Source organism: Catellatospora sichuanensis (assembly GCF_007483665.1).
Taxonomy (GTDB): domain Bacteria; phylum Actinomycetota; class Actinomycetes; order Mycobacteriales; family Micromonosporaceae; genus Catellatospora; species Catellatospora sichuanensis.
Map to the genome: position 1 here is coordinate 297,471 of NZ_VIQO01000023.1, position 11,878 is coordinate 309,348.

The window sequence follows — 11,878 nt, forward strand, 5'->3', positions numbered from 1 at the left end:
AGCCACCTGCCACCTGAAGCACTGTTACGAGCTCAAGTCATCGGTGTTTCTGACTGTGGTAGCAAAACGTTAGAGCCTTGGTAGTTAGAAGTCCACAGTGCAATGCAAAAAACGTAGCAACAGTCGAGTGAGGACGGACGGTGATCATTTCCCGTGCGTGCGCCCTGGGGCCCCGTCCGATCAGCGACGATCACTGCTGGTGACGTCCAGCCATGACCGTTGATCTCGGCAGTCTCCGCTTTGGACGCTAGGTGAGCCCGGCCCCACGAGGGTGAGCAGGCACGGTTCACGGCGGTCGGTGACCCGTGCCACGGGCCGTGCGCGGTGGCAACCGTTGCGTCGTCACGGTCCGCGATGTTTCGAATGGCATTGCAAACTTGCATGCAACTCTAGAGTTTTTGCGATGACGTTTCTAAGGTTTTGCCTGCACCGCTCGACCGGGCGCGCCGCAGGCGCTACCGGGCAACACGACCGACCCGACATAGCAACGGAAAGGACCCGTCATGTCCGTCTGGACACGACCGCTGCGGGCGGCGCTCGCCGCGCTGGTGGTGGCCGCCGGGCTCACGGCGGCGCCCCAGGGCGCGCGTGCCGCCGACCCGCCCCCGTCGCCGAACGTGCACGTCTTCTACTACTCCTGGTACGGCAACCCGGCCGTCCACGGCCAGTACCGCCACTGGCAGCAGGGCGGCCACACCCCACCCGCCGACGTCGGCGCGAACCTCTACCCGAAGCTCGGCGCGTACGACTCCGGCGACTACGCGGGCGCGGTCGCGCAGCACATGCAGTGGATCCGCCAGTCCGGCGCGGGCGTGCTCGTCTACAGCTGGTGGGGCCAGGGCTCCTACGAGGACAACCTGGCCGCGGGCGTGCTGGCCGCCGCCGCGGCCCAGGGCCTGAAGGTCGCCTGGCACCTGGAGCCCTACGCCGGCCGCACCGCCGCCTCCACGGTCGCCGACATCAACTACCTCAACACCCGGTACGGCGCCAGCCCCGCCTACTACCGCGACGCCGCGCACGGCAACCGCCCCGCGTTCTACGTCTTCGAGAGCCTGCTCATCGCCGACTGGTCGCCGATCGCGCCGCTCAAGAGCAGCAACATCGTCCTGGCGCAGACCACGGACACCTCGAAGGTCGCCCACTTCGGCGGCATGTACACCTACGACGGCATCGCCGGCTCGACCGCGCCCGGCTGGGCCAATGCGAGCGCCTTCTGCAAGGCCAACGGCCTGATCTGGGCCCCGTCGGTCGCCCCGGGCTACCTCGACGACCGGGCCGTGCCCGGCAACACCACGCCGACCGTGGGCCGCGCCAACGGGGCGACCTACGACCTGCAGTGGAACAACGCGCTGAACCCGGCCACCGGCGGCCTGCCGGACTGGGTGTCGATCACCTCGTTCAACGAGTGGCACGAGGGCTCCTCCATCGAACCCGCGCACGCCACTCCGCCCGCCGGCTTCGGCTACCAGACCTTCGACGGGGCGTACGGCCTGACCGGCGCCGCCGCCGAGACCGCGTACCTGACCCGGACCCGGTACTGGGCCACCGAGTTCGCCAACCGGTCCGGCCCCGGCGACGTCGTGCCGCCGACCGTGCCGGGCAACCTCACGGTCACCGGCAAGACCGCCACCAGCGTCTCGCTGTCCTGGTCGGCGTCGACCGACAACGTCGGCGTCGTCGGCTACACCGTCTACCAGGAGCTGGGCGCGGTCGACAACGTCGTCGCGTCTCCCGGCGGCACGTCGGTCACCCTCAACGGCCTCACCCCGGCCACGACCTACTCCTACTACGTACGCGCCCGCGACGCCGCCGGGGCGATCTCCGGCCCGAGCAACACCGTCACCGTCACCACCGACCCCCCGGCGCCCACCGTCAACGTGGCTCTGAACCGCCCGGTCGTCGCGTCCAGCACCAACGGCGGCTTCCCGCCCGGCAACGCGGTCGACGGCAACGCGGGCTCGTACTGGGAGAGCGCCAACAACATCTTCCCGCAGACCCTCAGCGTGGACCTGGGCGGCGCGCTCCCGGTCACCCGGATCGCACTGAAGCTCCCGCCGAGCTGGGGCGCGCGCACCCAGCGCATCGCCGTGCACGGCTCCACCGACGGCGTGAACTGGCAGCCGCTGTCGGCCGCCGCCGACCGCCTGTTCGACCCGGCCGCCGCCAACACCGTCAACGTGGCACTTACCTCGGCCGCGGTGCGCCATGTGCGGCTGACCATCACCACGAACACCGGCTGGCCCGCTGGCCAGATCTCCGAATTCGAGGTGTACGGGGGCGGCACCGTCGACACCCAGCCGCCGAGCGTGCCGGGCAACCTCACCGTCACCGGCAAGACGCAGACCGCGGTATCGCTGTCGTGGACCGCGTCGACCGACAACGTCGGCGTCACCGGCTACCGGGTGCTGCGCAACGGCACGCAGTTCGGCACCGCGAGCGGGACCGCGTTCACCGCCTCGGGGCTGGCCCCGGGCTCGACGCACACGTTCACCGTCGCCGCGCAGGACGCCGCGGGGCTGGTCTCCGGGCCGTCGAACGCGGTCACCGTCACCACCGATCCCGCCGGCAACGTCAACCTCGCGGCGGGCAAGCCGACGACGGAGAGCGGGCACGTCCAGTCGTACGGCTCCGGCAACATCACCGACGGCAACCGCGACACCTACTGGGAGAGCCCGAACAACGCCTGGCCGCAGTGGGCGCAGGTCGATCTCGGGTCGAGCCTCGCGGTGTCGCGGTTGGTGCTGAAACTGCCCGCCCCGGCGGCGTGGGCCACCCGCAATCAGACGCTGTCCGTGCTCGGCAGCGACGACGGAATGACCTGGCGGACCCTGGTGCCTTCGGCGACGTACACCTTCAACCCGGGCACGGGCAACACCGTCACCATCACCTTCACGGTGACCCCCACCCGGTACCTCCGCGTGGTCTTCACCGGCAACACCGGCTGGCCCGCAGGCCAGCTCTCCGAGCTCGAGGCCTACACCTCCTGACCGAGCCCTCGTCCCCGGTGCCGCTCCCACGTGCGGCGCCCGGGACGGGCCCTCGCGCCATTGCAGTTTCGGGGAAAGTGCAGCTTCGGCCGCGCCGATTGCTGCACTTTCCCCGAAACTGCAGCGCGCGAGGTGCGTGACACGGCCCGCGCAAGGCGCGAGGCACGGGCGGGCGGGTGAGGTCAGGTGTCCAGGGTGTCGTCGAGCATGGCGTGGCGGATGATCCAGCCGAAGGCGAGCATCTCTTCGCCGTGGAACTCCAGGCCGACGATGCGGCCGAATGTCTGATCGAGCTGCGTGCCGCCCATCCGGTGGACCGGGCAGGCGACCCAGCCGGAATGCGCAGAGGCGGGGGCGGACAGGAGGACGTGCTTGCCGCAACGGTGAAACATGGGCTGACCTCGGGGTTCGGGGGTTGTCGACGGTAGCACCGCGACGGCGTGTGCCCAACGTGTGCGCGCGTGCCAGCGCACTGTGCGCGCCGTGCCGGCGGCCCCGCGCACCTGGTCCCGTTGGACCAGGGGAGGTAACGATCATGACCTACGCTCTCCAGGCCGAGGGCCTGGTCAAGCGGTACGGCAAGACCATCGCGCTGGACGGCGTGGATCTCGCCGCGAGACCAGGGTCTGTACCGCGTCGGCGGGACGGCAGGCAGCGCGCCGCCCCACAGCGCGCCGGCGAGCGCGCACACCGGCACTGTCCGGCCCGCGTCGACGGCCAGCCGGATCAGCGGCGTGCGCAGCCGGGCCCCGGCCACCTCGACCGGCACTCCGGCGCGCACCTCCACCGGACCCAGAATCCCCACACGCACGTCACCCACTGTCCCGGGCGTCCGCGGACCCGCCGACCTGGCCGGTTCCGGAGTGCAGCCCGGTCCCGCCGAGCAGCCCCGCCCACCCATCCGCCCATCCGCCCATCCGGCAGTTTCGGGGAAAGTGCAGCAATCGACGCAGGTGACGGTGCAGTTTCCCCGAAACCGCAGAGGCGGACACGCGGCGGCCGGCCCCGCCATGCCGGGGCCGGCCGGGGTGCGGTTACGGGAGCTGGTAGTTGGCGTTCAGGGCGGCGCCGCGACCCGGCTGGGTCTCGTCGTAGCCGCGGGCGTTGCACTGGAGGCCACCGCGGACGCAGTGGTTGACCAGGGCGGCCTGCGTGGCCGGGTCCCAGGCGTTGAAGAAGTCGTAGTGGAACGAGTAGCCCCGCCCGCTCGACAGCCGCACCTGGGACATGTCCCCGCTGACCGGGAACGCCATCTTGAACTCGATCATCGGCAGCGCCACCGGGTGGCTGGTCGGACAGACCAGGTTCACCGGGTACGCCATGTGGCTCTTGTGGTCGGGGGTGTCCAGGTAGAGGCCGTTCCAGCAGCTCGGGGCCTGGTAGCGGACGTTGACCTGGGTGCCCACCGGGCAGTAGGCCGGGAAGTCGGCGTTGTGGTAGCTCTCGCCGCACTCCCAGCCCTCGACCGAACCGAACATGAACTGGTCGGCTGTGGCGTTCGGGCTGCCCACGACGAAGCGCAGGCCCGGCGGGAACGGCCGGACGCTGGTGTAGTCGTTGACACCCGTCTTGTAGTAGATGACCTGAGGCCCGACCGGCGTGATCACCTGGCTGCCGTTGTACATGGTCGGCATCCAGTACCCGGACTTGTCACCGGGCGCCAGGCACGTCGTACCGCCGGCGTTCAGCGACGACAGCGTGCTGGCGGCGTTGGTGGTGCGGTTGCCCATGAACGTGTGCATGTGCGACGCGCCGGGCAGGCCCGGGTAGACGATCGGGTCGTCGGGCCGGTCGTGGCTGAACGCGCAGTTGGCCTGGAACTCGTGGAAGTAGGCATGCGGCGGGTTGTAGGTCGACGGCGTCACGCCGGTGACCTGCGGGTTGGCCAGCACGTAGCCGGTGGCGGGCGGCGCGGTGCCGTTGTCGCCGTACACCTTGAACTCCCACAGCGAGTAGCCGTAGCCGCCGTTGCGGACCGTGCCGTACATACGCACGTAGCGGCCGTTGCCCGTGACGTTGAGCGTCTGGGTGCCACCGGTGCTCGTGGTGGTGCTGTAGATCGAGGTCCAGTTGTTGCCGTCGTTGGAGACCTGGATCTGGTACGCGGTCGCGTACGCGCCCTCCCACTGCAGCACCACCTGGGTGATCGCCGCGGTGGAACCGAGGTCGACGCGCAGCCACTGCGGGTCGCTGAACTGGCTGGACCAGCGGGTGGCGGGGTTGCCGTCGACCGCCGCGGTGGCGGGGGTGCCGCCGTTCTCGGTGGACGAGGCGGTAGCCGGCCTGCCTTGCGAGAGCAGGGTGACGGCCGCCTGGGCGGACTGCATGGGCACCACGGTGACCAGTGACGCCAGCAGGGCGGCGGCGGCGAATCCCGCGACCCTGGAGCGCCTCGGCCGGCTCTGGCCGATGGATGTCATCGAATCTCCCGGAGGATGGGGGCTCGTTCACACCGGGGACCGGTGCGGCGAGCCGGGACGGACGGGTCCGTACCGCGGGGCCGATGACGGGCATGGCCGCTCCACACCGCAGTACGATGGAGAGCGCTCTCCAACAGTGTCACGCCGCGGGTGCACTTCCGTCAATGTCCCGTCCATTTTGCGCATTCTGCCGGGTTCATCGCGCCAGCACGAGGGCTGCCGACCCGTCGGGCGAGGCTGCCGGATCACGGCGCGCGCCAACAGAACCGGCTCAAAAACATCCGGTAACTCTTTAATTCGGACGGATTCCAACCAGGTATTGACGAGCGGCAACATCCGCGTAACATCTGCGCTGTGGAGAGCGCTCTCCATCGCCGGTGCCGCCCCTGGATCCGAGGCGGCGGCACCGGCGTCAAGCACCGCGAAGGCTCTCGCAGGCCGGGCCGGTGACCGGAGAGCGCCCGCCATGCGATGCGGGCCCTCCCCGTCGCGAAGATCGCTGCTTCCGGTCAGGACCTGTCGGGCGCCCGCTGGTCCTGACCGGGCAGGTCGAGCGCCGTCCGCCGCCACGGCCCCGTGCCGGGCGCCTCGACGGTGAGCTCCAGCGCGTCGAGGACATTCACGAGCTGCAACGCACGCCCGGACACGAAAACCAGCTCCAGCCCGCCGAGCAGCCATGCCTCGATCAGCCCGCCGTCAACCATGGCGAGCCGGAAGTCGTGCTCCAGCACCCGCACCGCCGCCACGGTCGCGCCGAGCAGCACGTCCAGTTCGGCACGCGCGACGTCGGCCCAGGCGACCTCGCGCTCCGGGTCGTCCTGGTCGTCGGTGTCCGGAAGTGGGTCCCCGGCCAGCTCCTCACGGCTCACGAAGAGCCGGTCGAAGCCTGCGGCGGCGACCTCCAGCCGCTCGCCCGCGAACTCCAGCACCACCGGCAGCGTCGCGCACCGGTCGCCCTCGCCCACGTAGCAGAGCCCGCGCATCCGGGTCAGCCGGCGTCCGACCAGCGATCGCAGGTGGTCACCGTGCGCGCCGCGCAGACCGGCCACTGTCGTCACCGGCTCCGGCCGGTACCCGGCGATCCCCCACACCGGCGCGATGCTACCGGCGGCCGTGCCGCCCGGCCGCGATCACCGGCGATGAGCCCCATCGGCGTCAGCCCGGCATGCGGCCGTCAACGATCGCCGTCGGCACGGCAAGTCGTGACCAGCGGTCGCCGTCGGCCGGCATGCCGTCATCAGCGGTCGCGGTCGACCCGCGCCTCGACCGCGTCCAGCGCCGCACCAGCCGGCGCGGCGTCGGCGGGGGCCAGTCGTTCCACGATCGCGCGAATCTGCCGGAGCTGGTTCTTGATCTCTTCCTGCTCCTCGTGCTGGAACGCGTCGTTGTCGACGATGAGCTTGCTGGCGAAGTGTGCCGTGATCAGCGGGATCACGAACAGCACCATGACCGAGATCAGGAACCCGGCCAAGATCCGGCCCTGCCAGGTGAGCGGGTAGCTGTCGCCGTAGCCGACAGTCGAGGCGGTGACCACCGCCCACCAGACTGCGTCGCCCGGCGACTTACCGTCCTCGAACAGCCAGTAAAGGATGCCGGACACCAAGATCAGCAGCAGGTAGGTGAAAACCAGCGCCTTGGGCGAGTTGGTAAAGCGTTTGAGCAGGTTCACCGCCACATTGTGCAACCGCGCGCAACCCCGCGTCAGTGGCCGTCCGGACGGCGCTCCCAGCATCCGATCGGCTGGCCGCGAGGGCGCGGAAATGTCGGTCCCGTCGATTAGAATGTGTGTACGAAAAACAATCGCTGAGCTGCGAACGGAGCCGACATGCCCACCCCTCAAGCGACCGTCGCCGACACCCCCGCCAAGCCCCTGCTGCCCTACGCCACCCTGCTGGCGTTCACCCGCTACGTGGACCGCTCCGGCCCCGCCAAGGCGGCGTTCGTCGGCAAGCTGCGCAAGCAGCGCGAGACCGGGCGCGGGTTCAACCCGCACAGCCGGCTGATCAAGGCCCTCAAGACCGACATCGACCAGCACACGCCCGGCACGCACCTGGTGGAGGTCAACGACGTCGTCGACCCCCGCTGGCAGCGGCTCTACGCGTCGCTGACCGCGGGCGCGGCCAGCTACCTGACGTCCATCGAGGGGCAGGGCTGCCGGCTCACGCAGACCAACGACGCGCTGGCGATGATCGGCGACCTGCCGGTGCGCATCAGCGCCCATTTCGGGCTGCGCTACTCCGACGGCCGCAACGAGGCGGTGCGGCTGCACTTCGACGAGGAGCCGCCGACCGCTGACCTGATCATGGCGACGCTGCACCTGCTGCGGGCGAACATGGACCAGATCCTGCCGCACGCCGAGCCGGTGCTGGTCGACGTGCGCCGCGGCATCGCCTACCGGGGCGAGGCCGGCAAGGGGGCGGACGTGGACCGCTGGCTGACCGGCGAGGCGGCTGGCTTCGCCGCGATGTGGAACGCCCCGCAGCACTGATCGGTACGCACGGCGCCCCGGCCCGCGAGCTCGCGGGCCGGGGCGTTCATGTGTGACGGTCGCCCCCAACCGTCACACTGCCTGAGCGCGACGGACGGCAGCGCTCAGACCGGGCTTCTCACAGGCCGTTGTCCCGGATGACCTGCGTGTACCAGCGGGCGCTGTCCTTGGGCACCCGGCGCTGGGTGTCGTAGTCGACGTAGACCAGGCCGAAGCGCTTGTCGTAGCCGTACGCCCACTCGAAGTTGTCCATCAGCGACCAGGCCAGGTAGCCGCGCACGTCGGCGCCCCGCTCGATCGCCTTGTGTACGGCCCGCAGGTGGCTGTCGAAGTAGGCGATCCGGTCCGGGTCGGCGACCCGGTCGCCCTCCAGGATGTCGTGGTACGCCGAGCCGTTCTCCGTGATCATCAGCGGGGTGCCCGGGTAGTCCCGGGACAGCCGGACCAGCGTGTCCGACAGGCCGGTCGCATCGATCGGCCAGTCCATGCCGGTGACCGGCAGGCCCTGCGGCGGGAAGTCGACGCCCTCGCTGCCCGGGTACGACGCCTGGCCGACCGCGCCGACCTTGGCCCGCACCAGCGCCGGCTGGTAGTAGTTCACGCCGAGCAGGTCGATCGGCGTGGAGATGGCCTCCAGGTCGCCGTCGCGGATCGCGTCCGCGGCGCCGAACCGCTCGAACAGCGGCAGGACGTCGGCCGGGTAGTGCCCGCGCAGCACCGGGTCCAGCCAGATCCGGTTCTGCAGGCCGTCGACGAGCCGGGCCGCGTCGCGGTCGTGCGCGTCGTGCGGGTTCTGCGGGTTGACCCGGGTCAGCACGTGCGTGATGGACAGCTCCCGCGCCCCGCCGGCCCGCAGCGCCTGCGCGGCCAGGCCGTGGCCCAACAGCAGGTGGTGCGCGGCCAGGTAGGCGGCCTGCGGCTCGCGCCGGCCCGGGGCGTGGTCGCCGCTGGCATAGCCGAGGAAGGCCGAGCACCACGGCTCGTTCAGCGTGGTCCAGGTCGCCACCCGGTCGCCGAGCCGCGCGATCGTCGCCGCGGCCAGGTCGGCCAGGTAGTACGCGGTGTCACGGTTGGTCCAGCCGCCCCGGTCCTCGAGCACCTGCGGCAGGTCCCAGTGGTAGAGGGTGACCATCGGCGCGATGCCGTTGGCCAGCAGCTCGTCGACGAGGCGGTCGTAGAAGTCGAGGCCGCGCGGGTTGACCGGGCCGGAGCCGTCGGGCTTGATGCGCGGCCAGGCCACCGAGAACCGGTAGGTGCCCAGGCCCAGCTCGGACATGAGCCGTACGTCGTCGCGGTAGCGGTGGTAGTGGTCGCAGGCCACGTCACCGCTGTGGTTGCGATACACCCGCCCCGGCTCGCGGGACATGGTGTCCCAGATCGACGGCGTACGCCCGCCCTCGGTCGCCGCCCCCTCGATCTGGTACGACGCGGTCGCCGCGCCCCAGCGGAATCCCTGGGGGAAGGACAGCCGCGCCGGCGCGGCGATCTCCTGTGGCAGAACGCTGGTCATCCCTTGATCGCCCCTTGCATGATGCCTCCGATGATGTGCTTGCCCAGCGCCACGAAGACGATGAGCAACGGGACCGTCGCGATGATCGTTCCGGTGAGCGACAGCGAGTAGTCCGTGATGTAACCGCTGGCCAGTGCGGACAGCGCGACCTGCACGGTCGGGTCCTCCGGCGTGAGCACGACCAGCGGCCAGAAGAAGTCGTTCCAGGCCGTCATGAAGGTGAGCATGCCGAGCACCGCCGCGGCCGGCTTCGACACCGGGAGCACCACGTGCCAGAAGATGCGCAGCGTGGTGCAGCCGTCGGCGCGGGCCGCCTCGATCAGCTCTGTCGGCACCGCCTCACCCAGGTACTGCGTCATGAAGAACACGCCGAACGCGGTGACCAGGCCGGGCGCGATGACCGCATACATGGTGCCGGTCCACTCGATCTTGGCCATGAGCATGTACAGCGGGATGATGCCCAGCTGAGTCGGCACCATCATGGTCGCGATGACCATGACCAGCAGCGCGTTGCGGCCCTTGAAGGCCAGTTTCGCGAACGCGAACCCGGCCAGCGTGGAGAACAGCACCACGCTGATCGTGATCGCGCCCGCCACCATGAACGAGTTGGCCAGCGCCTTGGCGAAGTCGATCGTGCCGAAGGCCCGCTCGAGGTTCTCGAACAGGTTCGGGCCCAGCCCCAGCGGCGGCGGAACCTCGCCGAGGATGCCGTTGTCGTGCGAGCCCACGACGAACGACCAGTACAGCGGGAACGCCGAGAACAGCGCCAGTCCGGTCAGGGCGAGGTAGGTGAGCTTGCCGGGACGGCGCTCCACGAAGCCCTTGTAGCGTCGCGACGGCGCGGGCGCGTTGGCCCCGGCGGCGCGCTTCGGACGGGTCAACGTGTCGGTCATCAGGACCTCCGCAGGCGGCTGGTCAGGAAGTAGTTGATCGCCGCGACGATCACGATGATGCCGAACATCGCCCACGCCGCGGTCGAGGCGTAACCGAAGTCGAACCGCGAGAACGCCACCTCGTACAGGTACAGCGACAGCGTCTGGAACTGCCGGTCACTGCCACCCGTGACGCTCGCACCGCCGAACAGCAGCGGCTCGGCCAGGACCTGCATACCACCGATCGTCGAGATGATCACCGTGAAGATGATCGTCGGACGGATCGCCGGAACCGTGATCCGCGTCAGCTGCTGGAAACTCGACGCGCCGTCGAGGGACGCGGCGTCGTAGAGGTCCTTGCTCACGGCCTGCATCGCGGCCAGGTAGATCAGCGCGTTGTAACCCGTCCACCGCCAGATGATCATCACGGAGATCGCGATCTGCGACGACGCCGTCCCGGCCTGCCAGTCGATCCGGCCCAGACCCAACGTCTCCAGGATCCAGTTGACCAGGCCGTAGTCCTTGCCGAAGATCTGCCCGAAGATGATCGCCACCGCGGCCACCGACGTGATGTTGGGCAGCACCGCCGTCATCCGCCAGAACGTCGGCGCCCGCAACCGCTGATTCAACACATGCGCCAACACCAAGGCCATCAGCAGCTGCGGAACCGTCGACAGCACCCAGATCTGGGCCGTGTTACGCAACGCGTTCCAGAAATACTCGTCAGCGAACAGATCCTTGTAGTTCTGCAGACCGATGAACGTATGCGTCTCGGCCAGCAGGCTCCACTCGTGCATGGAGACCCACGCGGTGTACGCCAACGGGAAAATCCCGAACGCGGCGAAAAGGAAAAAGAAGGGCACGATGTACAGGTACGGCGAACCCTTGACGTCCAAGCGATAGAGGAGGTTCTTCATCATCGGCACATCACTGTTCGAGTCGGCTTGCGCGGGTGCGTGTGAAGGCGGTGAAAGGGGCCGGTTCCCCGCCAACCGCGCCCTGAAGCGGCTGTTGACGGCGGGGAACCGGCCGGGGTGTCAGGTCACAGGAGGGCGTTGACGTCCTTGAGGGACTGCGTCCAGGCCTCGTCAGGCTTCTGCTTGCCCTGCTCCACACGGGTCAGACCATTCTGAATCGCCGTGTTGATGTCACCGGACTTCGGACCCATGTACTGCGGCACCATCGTCTTCACCGAGTTCGAGAAGATCTGACCCACCGGCGCGTTGTTGAAGAACGGGTTCTTGAAGTCCTTGATGACCGCCTCCTCGTACAGGGACACGGTCGACGGGAAGTTGCCCAGCGCACGGAACACCTTCGCCTGCTGCTCCGGAGCCACCAGCCACTTGGCCAGCTTCGCCGCCTCGGCCACGTTCTTGCCCTGCTTGGGCAGCGTCAGGAACGAACCACCCCAGTTACCGCCACCACCAGGAACCGCAGCAATATCCCACTTACCCGAAGAATCCTTCGCCTGCGACTGGATGTAGGCCATCATCCACGACGGGCACGCCAGGGTCACGAAGCTGCCCTTGGCCATACCGGCGTTCCAGTCAGCCGACCACGGCGCGATCTTCGCCGACAGGCCCTTGTTGATCGCATCGATC

General features: G+C 69.3%; 10 protein-coding genes and 1 pseudogene. 3 read left to right on the forward strand and 8 right to left on the reverse strand.

Annotated elements, in window-relative coordinates:
- The first annotated feature begins 503 nt into the window (after positions 1-503).
- Positions 504-2,987, forward strand: coding sequence for a discoidin domain-containing protein (locus tag FLL47_RS29510; RefSeq protein ID WP_144124666.1), 2,484 nt, complete (start codon positions 504-506; stop codon positions 2,985-2,987).
- A gap of 182 nt (positions 2,988-3,169) precedes the next feature.
- Here FLL47_RS29510 and FLL47_RS29515 read toward each other — a convergent pair whose 3' ends face one another.
- Positions 3,170-3,379 (reverse strand): hypothetical protein, encoded by a 210-nt coding sequence (locus tag FLL47_RS29515; RefSeq protein WP_144124669.1) that lies wholly within the window; start codon positions 3,377-3,379, stop codon positions 3,170-3,172.
- Positions 3,380-3,522: 143 nt separating this feature from the next.
- Here FLL47_RS29515 and FLL47_RS44275 point away from each other — a divergent pair.
- Positions 3,523-3,618: pseudogene (locus tag FLL47_RS44275) on the forward strand (daunorubicin/doxorubicin resistance ABC transporter ATP-binding protein DrrA); the annotation flags it as partial.
- Between the two features lie 403 nt (positions 3,619-4,021).
- Here FLL47_RS44275 and FLL47_RS29525 read toward each other — a convergent pair.
- The 3 genes from FLL47_RS29525 to FLL47_RS29535 form a co-directional block, all read right to left on the reverse strand.
- On the reverse strand, positions 4,022-5,407 hold the full coding sequence (locus tag FLL47_RS29525; RefSeq protein WP_144124672.1) for a DUF1996 domain-containing protein: 1,386 nt from the start codon (positions 5,405-5,407) through the stop codon (positions 4,022-4,024).
- A 509-nt stretch (positions 5,408-5,916) separates the two neighbouring features.
- On the reverse strand, positions 5,917-6,498 hold the full coding sequence (locus tag FLL47_RS29530) for a hypothetical protein (protein WP_144124675.1): 582 nt from the start codon (positions 6,496-6,498) through the stop codon (positions 5,917-5,919).
- 146 nt (positions 6,499-6,644) lie between these two features.
- A complete protein-coding gene (locus tag FLL47_RS29535) occupies positions 6,645-7,082 on the reverse strand; it encodes a potassium channel family protein (RefSeq protein WP_246158814.1) in 438 nt (145 codons plus the stop codon).
- A 150-nt stretch (positions 7,083-7,232) separates the two neighbouring features.
- Between FLL47_RS29535 and FLL47_RS29540 the strand changes: the two genes are divergently transcribed.
- Positions 7,233-7,895 (forward strand): hypothetical protein, encoded by a 663-nt coding sequence (locus FLL47_RS29540; protein WP_144124681.1) that lies wholly within the window; start codon positions 7,233-7,235, stop codon positions 7,893-7,895.
- 118 nt (positions 7,896-8,013) lie between these two features.
- Here FLL47_RS29540 and FLL47_RS29545 read toward each other — a convergent pair whose 3' ends face one another.
- The 4 genes from FLL47_RS29545 to FLL47_RS29560 all read right to left on the reverse strand — a co-directional run.
- Positions 8,014-9,405 (reverse strand): GH1 family beta-glucosidase, encoded by a 1,392-nt coding sequence (locus tag FLL47_RS29545; protein WP_144124684.1) that lies wholly within the window; start codon positions 9,403-9,405, stop codon positions 8,014-8,016.
- Positions 9,402-10,298: a carbohydrate ABC transporter permease gene (locus tag FLL47_RS29550; RefSeq protein WP_144124685.1), complete on the reverse strand. Its 897-nt coding sequence runs from the start codon at positions 10,296-10,298 to the stop codon at positions 9,402-9,404. The genes FLL47_RS29545 and FLL47_RS29550 overlap by 4 nt, the downstream gene beginning before the upstream one ends.
- Entirely contained in the window at positions 10,298-11,197 is a 900-nt protein-coding gene (locus FLL47_RS29555) for a carbohydrate ABC transporter permease (RefSeq protein ID WP_144124688.1), read from the reverse strand. Before FLL47_RS29555 ends, FLL47_RS29550 begins: the two co-directional genes overlap by 1 nt.
- Positions 11,198-11,319: 122 nt before the next feature.
- Positions 11,320-11,878, reverse strand: a 559-nt coding sequence (locus FLL47_RS29560) for an extracellular solute-binding protein (protein ID WP_144124691.1), incomplete at its 5' end; no start/stop codon positions are given.